12 protein-coding genes and 1 pseudogene are annotated in these 16,847 nt (G+C 42.9%); all 13 read right to left on the bottom strand.

From position 1 onward, the window contains the following. A pseudogene (locus AN395_RS19480) lies at window positions 1-71 on the bottom strand (elongation factor Tu); the annotation flags it as partial. A gap of 62 nt (window positions 72-133) precedes the next feature. Next, window positions 134-2,248, bottom strand: a complete 2,115-nt coding sequence (gene fusA, locus AN395_RS14460; protein WP_054983403.1) for an elongation factor G — start codon at window positions 2,246-2,248, stop codon at window positions 134-136. A gap of 27 nt (window positions 2,249-2,275) precedes the next feature. Beyond that, window positions 2,276-2,746, bottom strand: a complete 471-nt coding sequence (gene rpsG / locus AN395_RS14455; RefSeq protein WP_004588211.1) for a 30S ribosomal protein S7 — start codon at window positions 2,744-2,746, stop codon at window positions 2,276-2,278. A 97-nt stretch (window positions 2,747-2,843) separates the two neighbouring features. Further along, the gene (gene rpsL / locus AN395_RS14450; RefSeq protein WP_002958885.1) at window positions 2,844-3,218 is read right to left on the bottom strand and encodes a 30S ribosomal protein S12; all 375 of its coding nucleotides are present in this window, start codon (window positions 3,216-3,218) and stop codon (window positions 2,844-2,846) included. A gap of 193 nt (window positions 3,219-3,411) precedes the next feature. After that, a complete protein-coding gene (gene rpoC / locus AN395_RS14445; protein WP_054983402.1) occupies window positions 3,412-7,584 on the bottom strand; it encodes a DNA-directed RNA polymerase subunit beta' in 4,173 nt (1,390 codons plus the stop codon). A gap of 104 nt (window positions 7,585-7,688) precedes the next feature. Further along, the gene (rpoB, locus tag AN395_RS14440; protein ID WP_004588209.1) at window positions 7,689-11,714 is read right to left on the bottom strand and encodes a DNA-directed RNA polymerase subunit beta; all 4,026 of its coding nucleotides are present in this window, start codon (window positions 11,712-11,714) and stop codon (window positions 7,689-7,691) included. 272 nt (window positions 11,715-11,986) lie between these two features. Then, complete coding sequence (rplL, locus tag AN395_RS14435; RefSeq protein WP_004588208.1) at window positions 11,987-12,349, bottom strand: 50S ribosomal protein L7/L12; 363 nt, start codon at window positions 12,347-12,349, stop codon at window positions 11,987-11,989. Between the two features lie 75 nt (window positions 12,350-12,424). Beyond that, on the bottom strand, window positions 12,425-12,919 hold the full coding sequence (gene rplJ / locus AN395_RS14430; protein WP_024032046.1) for a 50S ribosomal protein L10: 495 nt from the start codon (window positions 12,917-12,919) through the stop codon (window positions 12,425-12,427). Window positions 12,920-13,242: 323 nt separating this feature from the next. After that, window positions 13,243-13,947 (bottom strand): 50S ribosomal protein L1, encoded by a 705-nt coding sequence (rplA, locus tag AN395_RS14425; protein ID WP_004588206.1) that lies wholly within the window; start codon window positions 13,945-13,947, stop codon window positions 13,243-13,245. A gap of 3 nt (window positions 13,948-13,950) precedes the next feature. Continuing rightward, window positions 13,951-14,379: a 50S ribosomal protein L11 gene (rplK, locus tag AN395_RS14420; protein WP_004588205.1), complete on the bottom strand. Its 429-nt coding sequence runs from the start codon at window positions 14,377-14,379 to the stop codon at window positions 13,951-13,953. A gap of 213 nt (window positions 14,380-14,592) precedes the next feature. Then, window positions 14,593-15,150, bottom strand: a complete 558-nt coding sequence (nusG, locus tag AN395_RS14415) for a transcription termination/antitermination protein NusG (RefSeq protein WP_024032045.1) — start codon at window positions 15,148-15,150, stop codon at window positions 14,593-14,595. Window positions 15,151-15,154: 4 nt separating this feature from the next. Next, window positions 15,155-15,532, bottom strand: coding sequence for a preprotein translocase subunit SecE (gene secE / locus AN395_RS14410; protein WP_004588203.1), 378 nt, complete (start codon window positions 15,530-15,532; stop codon window positions 15,155-15,157). A 339-nt stretch (window positions 15,533-15,871) separates the two neighbouring features. Then, window positions 15,872-16,615 (bottom strand): deoxyribose-phosphate aldolase, encoded by a 744-nt coding sequence (gene deoC, locus AN395_RS14405; protein ID WP_054983401.1) that lies wholly within the window; start codon window positions 16,613-16,615, stop codon window positions 15,872-15,874. Window positions 16,616-16,847 lie beyond the last annotated feature (232 nt).

Below are 16,847 nucleotides of genomic sequence, written 5' to 3'. Positions count from 1 at the left end.
CCGTGGTCAACGTGGTCGATTGTACCAACGTTTACGTGCGGTTTTACGCGTTCAAACTTTTCTTTTGCCATCTTAAAAAATTCCTAATTAAGAAATTAAAGCCTGACTCACTATTGAGCCAGACAAGCTAAAATCATATAACAGCGCGAGCTGAAATTATTGTATCTGCAACATTTTTAGAGGCTTCAGCGTACTTCAAAAACTCCATAGAGTAAGAAGCACGGCCCTGTGTTGCAGATCGTAAAGCAGTTGCATAACCAAACATTTCAGAAAGAGGAACCTGAGCATTAACTTGCTTAAGTCCACCTATTGCATCTTCCATGCCTTCGATTATGCCGCGACGACGGTTTAAGTCGCCAACTACATCACCCATGTTTGAGTCAGGAGTGATTACTTCAACCTTCATCATTGGCTCTAAAAGTACAGGGTCAGCCTTAAGCGCCCCAGCTTTCATTGCCATTGAACCTGCAATTTTAAATGCCATTTCATTCGAGTCTACATCATGGAATGAACCATCATATAAAGTCGCTTTAACGCCAAGTAATGGGTAGCCTGCCAGTACACCTTGAGACATTTGCTCTTGGATACCTTTGTCTACCGCAGGGATAAATTCTTTTGGAACCGAACCACCTACAGTTTCGTTAACGAACTCATAAATTGGTGCTTCATCATCCGAAATATCCATCGGTTCAAGTTTAACCCAGACGTGACCATATTGACCACGACCACCTGATTGACGTACAAACTTCCCTTCAACTTCAACAGTTGAACGAATAGCTTCTCGGTATGCAACCTGCGGCTTACCAACGTTACATTCAACACTGAATTCACGTTTCATACGGTCGACAATGATATCAAGGTGAAGTTCACCCATACCAGAGATTATAGTCTGGCCTGATTCTTCGTCAGTTTGTACACGAAAAGACGGATCTTCTGCGGCTAGTTTACCTAGTGCAATACCCATCTTATCTTGGTCAGCGATTGTGCGAGGCTCAACCGCAACAGAGATAACTGGCTCTGGGAACTCCATACGCTCTAGCGTAATGATAGAGTTCGGATCACACAGTGTCTCACCTGTTGTTACGTCTTTAAGACCAATAGCTGCCGCAATATCGCCTGCGTGAACTTCTTTGATCTCTTCACGTGAGTTTGAATGCATCTGTACGATACGACCAAATCGCTCACGCTTACTTTTAACTGGGTTATAAACCGCGTCACCCTGTTTAACAGTACCAGAGTAAACACGGAAAAAGGTTAAAGTGCCAACAAACGGGTCTGTTGCAATTTTAAATGCAAGTGCAGCAAACGGCGCTTTATCATCAGCTGGACGTTCTTCCTCAGTTCCATTTTCTAGGATACCTTGGATTTGTTTCACTTGCGTTGGTGCAGGCATGTATTCAACAACGCCATCAAGCACAGCTTGAACGCCTTTGTTTTTAAATGCACTACCACACGTAATGGGAACAATTTCGTTCGCTAATGTGCGTTGACGTAAGGCAGATTTAATCTCTGCTTCACTTAACTCTTCACCTTCTAAGTACTTATCCATTAGTTCTTCAGAGGCTTCAGCTGCACTTTCAACTAAATGAGAGTGCCATTCTTGAGCGAGCTCTTGAAGTTCTGCCGGTATTGCCTCATAAGAGAAAGTCATACCCTGGTCCGCTTCGTTCCAGTTAATGGCTTTCATTTTTATAAGGTCAATAACACCTTTAAAGTCGTCTTCAGCGCCAATTGGCAACTGGATTGGAACAGGCGTTGCTCCAAGACGAGATTTCACCTGGTCTACAACCGTTAAGAAGTCAGCGCCTGTGCGATCCATTTTATTTACGAAGATCATTCTTGGAACTTCGTATTTGTTCGCTTGGCGCCAAACTGTCTCAGTTTGCGGCTGTACACCTGATGAAGCACAAAGAACAACTACCGCACCATCAAGTACACGTAAAGAACGCTCTACTTCGATAGTGAAATCTACGTGTCCTGGAGTATCAATAATATTGATACGATGGTCGTCAAATTGCGCGTCCATCCCTTTCCAGAAACACGTTGTTGCAGCAGAAGTGATTGTGATACCACGCTCTTGTTCCTGCTCCATCCAATCCATAGTTGCGGCGCCATCATGTACTTCACCGATCTTATGAGAAAGACCTGTGTAGAACAGAACACGTTCTGTTGTGGTGGTTTTGCCTGCATCTACGTGAGCTACTATGCCGATATTACGGTAGCGCTCAAGTGGAGTTGTACGTGCCATATGATCCTCTTAAAGGTTAAGGACAGATTACCAACGGTAATGTGCGAATGCTTTATTCGCTTCAGCCATACGGTGAACGTCTTCACGTTTCTTAACCGCAGTGCCTTTGTTGTCAGCAGCGTCAACGATTTCTTGAGCTAAACGTAAGCCCATAGATTTTTCGCCACGCTTACGTGCAGCGTCTACTAACCAACGCATACCTAATGCGTTGCGACGTACTGGACGTACTTCAACTGGAACTTGATAAGTTGAACCACCAACACGGCGAGATTTAACCTCTACCTGTGGACGGATGTTATCAAGTGCAGATTCAAAGATTTCTAGGTGCGACTTGCCTGATTTCTCAGCAGCCACGTCTAGCGCACCATAAACAATTTTTTCAGCAGTAGATTTCTTGCCGTCTAACATTACGATGTTAACGAATTTAGCAAGAAGTTCCGATCCGAACTTAGGATCTGGAAGAATTTTACGTTGACCTATTACGCGTCTTCTAGGCATTTTGTATCTCCGGTTTATTCAGGTTTGTCCTTTTGGAACAATCACCCAAAACAATAATTAATAATATTTAGTGCTTGGCCTTACTAACGGAAAACAATTAGCCTTTAGGGCGTTTTGCACCGTATTTAGAACGAGCTTGACGACGGTCGCTAACGCCTGCACAGTCAAGTGCACCACGTACAGTGTGAAAACGCACACCTGGTAAATCTTTAACACGACCACCACGGATTAGGATTACACTGTGCTCTTGAAGGTTATGACCTTCACCACCGATGTATGATGTTACTTCGAAACCGTTAGTTAAACGTACACGAGCTACTTTACGTAACGCTGAGTTTGGTTTCTTAGGTGTAGTTGTATATACGCGAGTACATACACCACGCTTTTGCGGACACGCTTTAAGCGCAGCTGAGTTACTTTTAGTAACCTTGCTACGACGTGGCTTACGCACTAGCTGGTTAATAGTTGCCATTTAAATAGCTCCTGAAATTAAAATTACTACTGAAAAAAATAAAAAAATCCGCCCTTTTTACAAGCTTGTAACATACATGCAAGTAAATGGGTGGCGGAATTTTAATGAGCAAAGTTTAACCTGTCAACCTAAACTCATCGTAAGACAGTAGATAACTGTCTTACGATTTATTAATCTGTTGATTAATAAGAGTTTATTGATTTCCAGATAAATCTGCGTTCAGAGCATCTGTTAGTGCTTGAGTTGCCTCTTCTGCACTTACTGTTTGCTCTTCAACAACTTCACCCTGCTTGCGGCGAGCCATACGGTCTTGGTGATACGCAAAGCCAGTACCGGCTGGGATCAGACGACCCACAATTACGTTTTCTTTCAGACCACGAAGCTCATCGCTCTTACCATTCACTGCGGCATCTGTAAGAACACGTGTTGTTTCTTGGAAAGACGCTGCCGAGATGAAAGATTCGGTTGCTAGTGATGCTTTCGTGATACCCATAAGTTGTATTTCAAACTTCGCTGGGATTTTACCTTGTTTTTCAAGGTCACGATTAGCGATATTAACGCGAGCTACTTCAATTTGCTCACCCGCTAAGAACTCAGTATCACCGCCGTCAAGGATGGTACATTTACGTAGCATCTGACGAATAATTGTTTCAATGTGCTTATCATTGATCTTAACGCCCTGCAAACGGTAAACCTCTTGCACTTCGTTAACAATGTAGTTAGCAACATGAGTCACACCACGTAGGCGTAAGATGTCATGCGGTGATTCAGGACCATCGGCGATAACTTCACCTTTAGACACTTGCTCACCTTCAAACACGTTAAGTTGACGCCACTTAGGAATCATCTCTTCGTAATGATCGCCTTCAGCTGGTGTAATAACTAAACGTTTCTTACCTTTAGTTTCTTTACCGAAGCTAATAGTACCGGTGATTTCAGCTAAGATAGCTGGATCTTTTGGCTTACGTGCTTCAAATAAGTCGGCTACGCGTGGTAGACCACCCGTGATATCACGAGTTTTCGAACCTTCTTGCGGAATACGTGCAAGTACGTCACCTGGGTTTGCTGTAACGCCATCTGTCACTTCAATCGTAGTGAATGAAGGGAGACGTGTTTCTTGCAAGCCGCGCTCTTCACTTTCGATGATAAGCTTAGGCTCTTTCGCATTTACTTTAGCAAGGTCTTTAACAACTACACGGGTTAAGCCGGTTAGTTCATCAGTTTGTGCTTCAGTATTTGAGTCATCAACATCGCTGAACGAGATTTTTGACTTATGCTCAAGAACGATTGGGTGACTATGCGGGTCCCAAGTAGCAACGATGTCGTTACCTTGAACTTCTGCATTGTCTTGTACTGTTAGTACCGCACCGTAAGGTACTTTATAACGCTCTTTTTCACGACCGAAGCTATCAATGATAGTGATTTCAGTTGAACGTGAAGTAATTACAATCTTACCGTCGGTATTAAGTACATACTTAGCGTTATGTAGTTTTAACGTACCGTCAGTTTTAACTTGTACATTGTTTTCAGCTGATGCTCTTGATGCCGCACCACCGATGTGGAATGTACGCATCGTAAGCTGTGTACCCGGCTCACCGATTGATTGTGCCGCGATAACACCTACTGATTCACCCGCGTTGATGATATGACCACGTGCAAGGTCACGACCATAACACTTAGCACATACACCAAAGTCGTTATCACACGTGATAACAGAACGTACGCGAACTTCATCTACTGAGTGCTCTTCTAAAAGGTCACACAGTTTTTCATCAAGCATGATATTACGTTCTACTAATACAGTGTCTGTATTAGGGATAACCACAGGCTCAGCTACAACACGACCTAGTACACGTTCGCGAAGTGCTTCTACAACGTCACCACCTTCAATAAGCGGTTTCATTGTTAAGCCATCTTCTGTGCCACAGTCGTCTTCATTGATTACCAAATCTTGTGCAACGTCTACTAGACGACGCGTTAGGTAACCTGAGTTAGCTGTTTTAAGTGCTGTATCGGCAAGACCTTTACGCGCACCGTGCGTTGAGATGAAGTACTGTAGTACGTTTAGACCTTCACGGAAGTTAGCCGTGATTGGCGTCTCGATGATTGAACCATCTGGACGTGCCATTAGACCACGCATACCTGCTAGCTGACGGATCTGAGCGGCACTACCACGAGCACCTGAATCGGCCATCATAAACACTGAGTTAAATGACGGTTGCTCTTCTTCTTCACCTTTGGCATTGATAACCGTGTCTTTAGACAAGTTGGCCATCATTTCACGTGATAAGTTTTCATTTACACGTGACCAGATATCGATAACTTTATTGTACTTTTCACCAGCCGTTACAAGACCTGATTGGAATTGTTGGTTGATTTCAGTTACTTCAGCTTCAGCTGATTCAATGATTGATGCTTTAACTGGTGGGATAACTAAGTCATCGATACCAATTGAAACACCTGACTTCATTGCGTAGTGGAAACCGGTGTACATAACTTGGTCAGCAAACACAACAGTGTCTTTAAGACCTAGACGACGGTAACACTCGTTTAATAAGCCAGAAATCTGCTTTTTACCTAATGCTTGGTTGATTGACTCAAACGGCATACCTTTAGGTAAAATTAGAGACAGAATTGCACGACCAACAGTAGTGTCGATAAGCGTCACAGTGTCTTCAACAACACCTGCTTCGTTAGTGATTGACTGACTAATACGCACTTTAACGCGCGCGTGAAGTTCTGCGTTACCACTACGGTATGCTTTTTCTGCTTCTTTAGGATCTTTAAATACAATGCCTTCGCCTTTCGCATTAATGCGATCGCGCGTCATGTAGTAAAGACCTAATACAACATCCTGTGAAGGAACGATGATTGGCTCACCATTCGCTGGAGATAGAATGTTGTTAGTAGACATCATTAGTGCACGAGCTTCTAACTGAGCTTCAAGCGTTAACGGTACGTGTACCGCCATTTGGTCACCATCGAAGTCGGCGTTGTAAGCCGCACATACTAATGGGTGTAAATGGATTGCTTTACCTTCAATTAGTACAGGTTCGAACGCTTGGATACCTAAACGGTGAAGTGTAGGTGCACGGTTAAGTAATACTGGATGTTCACGAATTACTTCGTCTAGTACATCCCATACTTCCGCTACTTCGCGCTCTACCATTTTCTTAGCAGCTTTGATTGTCGTAGCCATGCCGCGACGCTCTAATTTGCCATAGATGAATGGTTTGAATAGCTCAAGTGCCATCTTCTTAGGAAGACCACATTGGTGAAGCTTAAGTGTAGGACCAACCGTGATTACAGAACGGCCAGAGTAATCTACACGCTTACCAAGTAAGTTCTGACGGAAACGACCTTGCTTACCCTTGATCATATCAGCAAGAGATTTAAGCGGACGCTTGTTAGAACCTGTAATTGCACGACCACGACGACCGTTATCAAGTAGCGCATCTACCGCTTCTTGTAACATACGTTTTTCGTTGCGTACGATAATATCTGGTGCAGCTAAATCTAATAGACGCTTAAGACGGTTATTACGGTTAATAACACGACGGTAAAGGTCGTTTAGATCAGATGTCGCAAAACGACCACCGTCTAGCGGTACTAATGGACGTAAGTCAGGTGGCAATACTGGAAGTACTGTCATGATCATCCACTCAGGGTTATTACCTGATTGGTGGAACGATTCCATTAACTTAAGACGCTTAGTGATCTTTTTACGCTTAGTTTCAGAGTTAATTGTTGGTAACTCTTCACGCATTTCTGCAATTAATTGGCCAAGATCAAGTTCACGAAGCAAGTCTAATACTGCTTCTGCACCCATCTTAGCTTCAAATTCATCACCGTGCTCTTCAAGTGCATCTAGGTATTCTTCTTCACCTAATAGTTGACCACGCTCAAGCGTTGTCATACCAGGCTCAGTTACTACGAATGATTCGAAGTAAAGAACACGTTCAATATCACGAAGTGTCATATCAAGCATTAAGCCAATACGAGACGGTAATGATTTTAAAAACCATATATGTGCTACTGGGCTCGCAAGGTCGATATGACCCATACGATCACGACGCACTTTTGTAAGTGTAACTTCAACGCCACACTTCTCACAGATCACACCACGGTGTTTAAGGCGTTTATATTTACCACATAAACACTCATAATCTTTCACTGGGCCGAAAATACGGGCACAGAATAAGCCATCGCGCTCAGGCTTGAAAGTACGGTAGTTAATAGTCTCAGGTTTCTTTACTTCACCGTATGACCATGAACGAACCATGTCTGGTGAAGCAAGACCAATGCGAATTGCATCGAATTCTTCGGTCTTATTTTGTTGCTTCAGAAACTTAAGTAAGTCTTTCACCTTAGCTCTCCTGTCGGAGTTAATCTTGAGGGCGGATAATCTCGCCCCTACATTCTATTCAGCCGTAACAGATGCTACAGGGTTAACTGCAGCATCTAATTGGCTTAATTTTCTTCCAACTCGATGTTGATACCCAGTGAGCGGATTTCTTTCAACAATACGTTGAACGATTCTGGCATACCTGGTTCCATTTTATGGTTACCATCAACGATGTTTTTATACATCTTAGTACGACCGTTCACATCATCCGATTTCACTGTTAGCATTTCTTGTAGAGTGTAAGCAGCACCGTAAGCTTCAAGTGCCCATACTTCCATCTCACCAAAACGCTGGCCACCGAACTGTGCTTTACCACCCAGCGGCTGCTGAGTAACAAGGCTATAAGAACCAGTAGAACGTGCGTGCATCTTATCGTCAACCAAGTGGTTAAGTTTAAGCATGTACATGTAACCAACAGTTACTTGACGTTCAAACTGATCGCCAGTACGGCCATCATAGAGTGTAACCTGACCACTTCTTGGGTATCCACCAAGCTCTAGCATGTCTTTGATTTCGTCTTCTTTAGCGCCATCAAATGCAGGAGTAGCGATTGGTAAACCACCTTTTAAGTTATCAGCTAAACGACGAATTTCATCATCAGAGAAGCTAGCAATATCTACTTCTTGACGAGATTCACCGATTTCGTAAGCTTGCTTGATGAATTCACGTAGCTCATGTAGCTCACGTTGTTCCTTCATCATTTCCTCTAAGCGCTCACCAATACCACGTGCAGCTAGACCCATATGTGTTTCAAGGATCTGACCGATGTTCATTCGTGATGGTACACCTAGTGGATTTAGTACGATATCTACCGTACGACCTTTATCATCGTATGGCATATCTTCTACTGGTACGATAGTCGAGATAACACCTTTGTTACCGTGACGACCCGCCATTTTATCACCCGGTTGGATACGACGTTTAACAGCTAGGTATACTTTAACAATCTTAAGTACGCCTGGTGCTAAGTCATCACCTTGAGTGATTTTACGACGTTTGTTTTCAAACTTCTTATCGTATTCAGCTTTAAGCTCATCGTACTGTGCAGCTAGTTGCTCAAGTTCAGCTTGCTTGTCTTCTTGTGCAAGGCTTTGAGTAAGTAGCTTTTCAGCATTTAGTGACGCTAAGTTGTCTTCATCGAAGCCTGCTGCAGCAAGTAGCTTGCGAGCACGGTCTAATACACCAGCTTCTAGAATACGGAACTCTTCGTTGAAGTCTTTCTTCGCTTCGCGAAGCTGCATGTCTTCAACTTCTAACGCACGCTTATCTTTTTCAACACCATCACGGGTGAAAACTTGTACGTCAATTACAGTACCAGTTACAGAGTTTGGTACACGTAAAGAGCTGTCTTTAACGTCAGACGCTTTTTCGCCGAAGATAGCACGCAGTAGCTTCTCTTCAGGTGTTAATTGCGTCTCGCCTTTCGGAGTCACTTTACCTACTAGGATATCGCCGCCTTTAACTTCAGCACCAATATAAACAACGCCTGATTCATCAAGCTTGCCTAGCGCAGACTCACCCACATTCGGGATATCTGCAGTGATCTCTTCAGGACCTAATTTAGTATCACGGGCAACACACTGTAGTTCTTGAATGTGGATAGTCGTTAGACGATCTTCTTCAACTACGCGCTCTGATAGTAAGATTGAATCCTCGAAGTTATAACCGTTCCATGGCATGAATGCCACGCGAAGGTTTTGACCAAGGGCTAAGTCACCTAAGTCAGTCGAAGGACCATCTGCTAACACGTCACCACGAGTAACCGGTTCACCAACCATGCACGTTGGTTTTTGGTTAATACATGTATTTTGGTTAGAACGTGTGTATTTAGTAAGGTTGTAAATGTCGATGCCCGCTTCACCAGGAATACGCTCATCGTCATGTACGTTTACAACGATGCGGCTAGCATCGGCGTACATTACTTCACCACCACGTTTAGCAACAATCGTTACACCAGAATCTTTCGCTAGTGTTAACTCAATACCTGTACCTACTAACGGCTTATCCGCTTTCAATGTTGGTACTGCTTGACGTTGCATGTTTGAACCCATCAATGCACGGTTAGCATCATCGTGTTCTAGGAACGGGATAAGTGCTGCCGCTACAGAGATCACCTGTTGTGGTGATACATCCATATATTGCTGGTCCATGCGACCCATAAAGGTAGATTCACCTTTGTGACGACACGGAATAAGTTCATCAACAAACTCATTGGTTTCGGTTAAGTTTGAGTTCGCCTGTGCGATAACAAACTGACCTTCTTCAATGGCTGATAAATAATCAACTTCATCAGTTACTACACCATCTACCACTTTACGGTAAGGTGTTTCTAAGAAACCGTAATCATTTGTACGTGCGTACGTAGATAACGAGTTAATTAGACCGATGTTTGGACCCTCAGGAGTCTCGATTGGACATACGCGACCATAGTGAGTTACGTGAACGTCACGTACTTCAAAGCCAGCGCGCTCACGCGTTAGACCGCCCGGACCTAATGCAGAAATACGACGCTTATGCGTTACTTCTGATAGCGGGTTATTTTGGTCCATAAACTGTGATAACTGAGACGAGCCGAAGAACTCTTTAACCGCTGCCGAAATAGGCTTAGCGTTAATAAGGTCTTGTGGCATTATCGCGTCAAGGTCACCTAAGCTTAAACGCTCACGTACAGCACGTTCTACACGTACTAGACCAACACGGAATTGGTTCTCAGCCATTTCGCCAACACTACGTATACGACGGTTGCCTAAGTGGTCAATATCATCAACATCGCCTTGACCGTTACGAATAGCAATTAATACTTTCATAACAGACACGATGTCTTCTTTGCTTAATGTGCCAGGGCCTGTGTCTGTATCGTAACCAACACGGCTATTGAACTTCATACGACCTACAGTAGATAAGTCATAACGTTCTTCAGAGAAGAATAAGTTCTCGAATAAGGCTTCAGCCGCGTCTTTCGTCGGTGGCTCGCCTGGGCGCATCATGCGGTAAATTTCTACTAATGCTTCTAAACGGTTGCTAGACGAGTCAATATTTAATGTATTTGACATGTAAGCGCCGCTGTCCACTTCATTGATGTATAACGTCTCAATTTTAGTGTGACCTGCTTTAACCAATTCAGCCATCAACTCTAGTGATAGCTCGTCATTAGCGTTTGCAATAACTTCACCTGTTGACTCATCAACATAGTTTTTAGCTACAATACGGCCAATGATGTACTCATGTGGTACTTCTAATTGATTAATGCCTTTTTTCTCGATGCTCTTGATGTGGCGAGCCGTAATACGACGACCGCTTTCAACAAGTACTTCACCGTCTTCGCCTTTGATATCAAAAGCGGCAGTTTCACCACGTAAACGTGAAGGCACAAGTTCCATAAGAACTTTACCGTCAGTTACTTCAAACGCGGTAGTATCGAAGAACATATCTAAGATTTCTTCGCTAGAGTACTCAAGTGCACGTAAAATAATAGACGCCGGTAATTTACGACGACGGTCTATACGTACATATAAGTTATCTTTTGCATCAAATTCGAAGTCTAACCATGAACCACGGTAAGGTATAACGCGTGCGTTATATAATACTTTACCCGATGAATGGGTTTTACCGCGGTCGTTATCAAAGAATACACCAGGGCTACGGTGTAGCTGAGAAACGATAACACGCTCTGTACCATTGATTACAAAAGTACCGGTATCAGTCATGAGCGGAATTTCGCCCATGTAAACTTCTTGCTCTTTAATGTCTTTAACTGTGCCTGGAGCTTCTTTGTCCATAACTACAAGACGCAGTTTCACGCGAAGTGGAGCAGAATAAGTCACACCGCGAATTTGACATTCTTTTACATCGAATACTGGCTCACCAATACGATAACTTACGTATTGAAGCTCAGAATTTCCCGAGTAGCTTTTAATAGGGAACACAGAACGGAAGGCTGCTTCCAAACCATGATCGCCATCAGCGTCTGGGACTAAGAATTTTTTAAACGATTCTAACTGTGTCGACAGTAAGAAAGGTATATCCAAAACTTGTGGACGTTTACCAAAATCCTTACGGATACGTTTCTTTTCAGAATAAGAGTAAGCCATGGGGTTCCTCAGCTTGCTGATCTTTGACCCGACCTGTTCTTGTAAGAACAGACTTAACTGGCATCTATGCCAAGATTTACAACATTTAATTGTTGTTCTAATTAACTCCGCCTTAGCAACACTAGCAAACTATAAAGCGTTGAAAGTAAAGAGAAAATCAGATTTTATTTGAGCTACAGGAATACATAACTCTATAGCGCAAAAAGGCCGGTGATTAAATAATCACCAGCCCTTGCCTGATTACTCAGGCAGCGAACCTAGCGTGAGCTAGATTACTTAACCTCAACTTCAGCACCAGCTTCAGTAAGGTCTTTTTGAAGTGCTTCAGCTTCTTCTTTAGATACACCTTCTTTGATAGGTGCAGGAGCAGCTTCAACAAGAGCTTTCGCTTCTTTAAGGCCTAGGCCTGTTGCGCTACGTACAGCTTTGATTGCCGCAACCTTGTTAGCGCCAGCGCCAGTAAGGATTACGTCAAATTCAGTTTTCTCTTCAGCAGCTTCAGCAGCAGGACCTGCTACCATAGCAGCTGCAGCAGTTACGCCGAATTTTTCTTCCATTGCTTCAACAAGAGCAACAACGTCCATTACTGACATTTCAGCAATTGCGTCAAGGATTTGGTCTTTAGTTACAGACATTACAAATTTCCTAATAATTAACGGACTCTAGGTCCAAATAAATTTACACCGAAAGAGAGGTTAAACAGCTTAAAATTAAGCAGCTTGCTCTTCTTTCTGTACACGTACTGCTTCAATTGTTTTACACAATTTGCCAGCAGACGCTTCTTTCATAGCGCTCATTAAGCGTGCAACAGCTTCATCGTATGTAGGTAATGTAGCAAGCATTGCTGCATCTACAACATTTCCTTCAAAAGCGGCCGTTTTAACTTCAAATTTCTCATTCTTTTTCGCGAAATCTGCGAAGATACGCGCAGCAGCACCAGGGTGCTCTGATGAGAAAGCGATTAAGCTTGGACCAACTAACGAATCAGATAGACATTCAAATTCAGTACCTTCAACAGCACGTTTTGCTAGAGTGTTACGAACAACTTTCATCCATACACCAGCTTCACGAGCTTCTTTACGAAGGGCTGTAATTGCGCCTACTGCTACACCACGAGAATCTGCAACAACTGCAGAAAGAGCACCATTGGCTGCTTCGTTGACTTCAGCAACAATTGCTTTTTTGCCTTGAAGATTTAAAGCCATGGGTGTTACTCCTGGTTTAATGGGTCACCGACACTCGGCTTCCCTGTTTTACTCTTCCCTATCAACAAACTTGATAGAGATGCTTTTTACGGCGAGAGCCAGAAGAGATTAGGAAAAATCTATCTGGGGATTCACACCGTCTACGTAGGTAATATTAAGGCCGAAGCCGCCTACGGTCTTGGACGGAAGCCCAATTTATCGCATCACTCAAGAGCTTAGCGAAATTATGGACTTCAACCCGAATTCTTTACTTGTTAAATAATAAATTATTCAACAAAATGGCGCAAAATTATAGTACAAATTTCACGCCATGTAAACACCTATTAAGCTACAGAAGTGCTTAAAGTGTTTTGGTCAACAGCAACACCTGCGCCCATTGTTGTAGAGATGGTTACTTTCTTAACGTAAACACCTTTAGCTTGAGAAGGTTTAGCCTTCTTAAGCGCAACGATTAGAGCTTCAAGGTTTTGTTGAAGTTGCTCAGCAGTGAAATCAACCTTACCGATAGTAGTATGGATGATACCATTTTTGTCATTACGGTAACGTACTTGACCTGCTTTCGCATTTTTAACTGCTTCTGCAACGTTAGGTGTTACAGTACCAGTTTTAGGGTTAGGCATAAGACCACGTGGACCTAAGATTTGACCTAGTTGACCTACAACACGCATAGCGTCTGGTGATGCAACAACAACGTCAAAATCCATCTCGCCTTTCTTAACTAGTTCAGCAAGATCTTCCATGCCTACTAATTCAGCACCGGCTTCTTTTGCAGCTTCTGCATTAGCGCCTTGAGTGAATACAGCAACACGAACATCACGGCCAGTACCGTTAGGTAGTACAGTTGCACCACGAACGTTCTGGTCAGATTTACGAGCGTCAATACCAAGGTTAACAGCAACGTCAACACTTTCTACGAATTTAGCTGTCGCTAACTCTTTTAAAAGAGCAACTGCTTCATTGATTTCGTAATCTTTAGTTACTTCCACTTTTTCGCGGATAGTACGCATACGTTTAGTTAATTTAGCCATTTCTTAGTCCTCTACGTTCAAGCCCATCGCACGCGCAGAACCTGCGATAGTGCGAACCGCAGCGTCCATATCAGCCGCTGTAAGGTCAGCTCGTTTTGTCTCAACGATCTCTTCAAGTTGAGCACGAGTTACTGTGCCTACTTTTTCAGTGTTAGGACGGCCTGAGCCTGATTTGATACCAGCAGCTTTCTTAAGTAAGTAAGCAGCAGGTGGCGTTTTCATATCGAACGTAAATGAACGGTCACCGTAAACAGAGATCACTACAGGAACTGGAGCGCCTTTTTCGATAGACTCTGTACGCGCGTTAAACGCTTTACAGAATTCCATGATGTTTACACCGTGTTGACCTAGTGCAGGACCTACTGGAGGACTAGGATTAGCCATACCAGCGGCAACTTGTAGCTTGATTAAAGCTTCAACTTTTTTAGCCATTATAAATACCTCATTTGGTGGGTCTTAGCCTTGTGCGCGCGAGGACGCGTACTCTAACGGCTTCCCAGTTTAAAAATTGGTTTCGTACTTTTTGCGAGCAAAAATAAATTTTTGCCTTAATACAAAAAGGCCGCTGATTATAAGTTAATCAGCGGCCTTTTTCAAGCTTCGTGCCAAAATTTAAGTAAATAATGGCGAAGCTTTTTTAATCAATTACTTATCTTGTTCAACTTGACCAAATTCAAGTTCAACCGGTGTAGAGCGACCAAAAATAAGTACCGACACTTTCACGCGGCTCTTTTCGTAGTCAACTTCTTCAACAACACCGCTAAAGTCAGCAAATGGACCATCAGTAACACGCACAACTTCACCTGGCTCAAATAATGTAGCTGGTTTAGGTGCTTCAGCGTTTTCTTGAAGACGGTTAAGAATGCGCTCTGCTTCTTTAGAACTAATAGGCGCTGGGCGGTCAGAAGTACCACCAATAAAGCCCATTACACGTTCAGTGCTGTTCACTAAGTGCCAGCTTGCATCATTCATATCCATTTGTACTAGTACGTAACCTGGGAAGAATTTACGCTCAGATTTACGCTTTTGACCGGCGCGCATCTCAACAACTTCTTCTGTTGGTACTAATATTTCACCAAAGCTCTCTTCAAGACCTTCAATTTTAATGTGCTCTGATAACGTTTGCGCTACACGCTTTTCGTAACCAGAGAATGCTTGTACAACGTACCAGCGTAATTTAATTTCTTTGTTCTCATCCGACATGGGATCAGATCTCCAATCCAGTTAAAAAGCCTACAGCGCGGAATAAAATGCCATCTAATCCCCAAAGGATAAGCGCCATAATCACTGTTGCAACCATTACGATTAATGTCGTGTGGGTAGTTTCTTGACGCGTTGGCCAAACAACTTTACGTACTTCAATGCGTGCTTCTTTAGCAAATGCTAAAAAGTCACGGCCTTTAGCGGTTTGCGAGGCAATACCTAAACCTGCTGCTATAGCAACCACAACGCCAATTGCACGTAGTAATACAGACTGATCTGCAAACATGTGATTACCAACAACTGCGCCTGCAAGTAGCGCGATTGCTACTAACCACTTTACCGACTCCATCGCACTTGATGGTGTTTCTACATTCGTGCTCATAATATTATTACCTTAACTACAGACACAACAACCCTACACAACGGCAGGGTTAATCCATTAAAATCTAAACTTAAAAACAGACTTATTTAAACCGATTTTTAACCCCAGACTTACTCAACTTATGAGTAAAAATGGCAGGGGCGGAGTCGGTTTTGGAGACCGCTGTTCTACCAATTGGAACTACGCCCCTGCAAAGTGGATGCCTATTATACTTACGCAAATCATTAACACAAGCCTAAAAGATACCCACATAGGAAAATCTAATTAATTAATTCCATTATTGTTTCGCCTGCCAATCATTTACTCTCTTATATAAAGGCGTAGTGCTTAATTTAATGATTATTTTTCTAATACTTTATATACATCACTTAGTAAGCTTGATGCGCCAAACCTAAATGTAGCGGCTTGTAAGTAGTCATCGCCCATAATTGAGCGTGTCAATGCTAAATACTCCTTTGCATCAATAACAGTTTTAACTCCGCCTGCGGCTTTAAAACCAACAACCTTACCCGACTCTTTAATAGTGCTGAGCATCATGTTTGTTGCGTCAAGCGTTGCATTTACAGCCACTTTACCTGTGCTGGTTTTTACAAAATCAGCCCCGCCTTGAATAGCCAAGTTTGTAGCTTTAGTGATTAGCTCTGCAGTTTTAAGTTCGCCACTTTCTATAATTACTTTTAATTGCGCTTTTGTACCACAGGCTTTTTTACTTTGAGTTACATACTCCAGCACTTTGCTGTGCTCGCCAGCAATAAGTGCTTTATACGGGATCACTAAATCTATTTCATCCGCGCCGCGCTCAATTGCTATCAGTGTTTCGTTTATCACATCGCTCAGTGGCACATCACCACTAGGAAAATTTGTAACCGTTGCTACTTTTACATGGTTAAGCTCACGCGCAGCCAGTGCTATTTTTGCATCATCTACAAAATCACTGTAAACGCATACTGCAGCAGGCGTGCCCAATTTAGGGTTAATACTATTTACAAGCTGCTGAATATCACTGGCCGTGTCTGAGGTGTTTAGGCTTGTTAAATCCATAAGCGACACAGCTAAGTGTGCATCGTTGTGTTGTTCAGTCATACGTAATCCCTTTAAGTAGGCGATAAATTAGGTTTAGCGCCATAGTAACAAATTAACGTAATCTCGCTATAGCTCATAACCAAACACTATAAGCACATTATTTTGCGTGTAATGCGCGTTAATCCCCTATAGATTAAGGCTTAAACCTAAAACAACCACCCATTATAACTTTTGGTTATATAAACTTGGTTTTAATTATTTTTTACTTACTAGTGCGCGCTATATTCTGCCC

The sequence above is a fragment of the Pseudoalteromonas sp. P1-30 genome, from assembly GCF_001400005.1.
Lineage (GTDB): Bacteria > Pseudomonadota > Gammaproteobacteria > Enterobacterales > Alteromonadaceae > Pseudoalteromonas > Pseudoalteromonas atlantica.
The sequence above is the reverse complement of the archived record's forward strand: the minus strand, read 5'-3'. Positions and strand labels throughout refer to the sequence as shown.

Coding starts and splice junctions, on each gene's coding strand:
- fusA (WP_054983403.1), bottom strand. CDS start 2,248: ATGGCACGTACAACTCCACTTGAGCGCTACCGTAATATCGGCATAGTA.
- rpsG (WP_004588211.1), bottom strand. CDS start 2,746: ATGCCTAGAAGACGCGTAATAGGTCAACGTAAAATTCTTCCAGATCCT.
- rpsL (WP_002958885.1), bottom strand. CDS start 3,218: ATGGCAACTATTAACCAGCTAGTGCGTAAGCCACGTCGTAGCAAGGTT.
- rpoB (WP_004588209.1), bottom strand. CDS start 11,714: ATGGCTTACTCTTATTCTGAAAAGAAACGTATCCGTAAGGATTTTGGT.
- rplL (WP_004588208.1), bottom strand. CDS start 12,349: ATGTCTGTAACTAAAGACCAAATCCTTGACGCAATTGCTGAAATGTCA.
- rplJ (WP_024032046.1), bottom strand. CDS start 12,919: ATGGCTTTAAATCTTCAAGGCAAAAAAGCAATTGTTGCTGAAGTCAAC.
- rplA (WP_004588206.1), bottom strand. CDS start 13,947: ATGGCTAAATTAACTAAACGTATGCGTACTATCCGCGAAAAAGTGGAA.
- rplK (WP_004588205.1), bottom strand. CDS start 14,379: ATGGCTAAAAAAGTTGAAGCTTTAATCAAGCTACAAGTTGCCGCTGGT.
- nusG (WP_024032045.1), bottom strand. CDS start 15,150: ATGTCGGATGAGAACAAAGAAATTAAATTACGCTGGTACGTTGTACAA.
- secE (WP_004588203.1), bottom strand. CDS start 15,532: ATGAGCACGAATGTAGAAACACCATCAAGTGCGATGGAGTCGGTAAAG.
- deoC (WP_054983401.1), bottom strand. CDS start 16,615: ATGACTGAACAACACAACGATGCACACTTAGCTGTGTCGCTTATGGAT.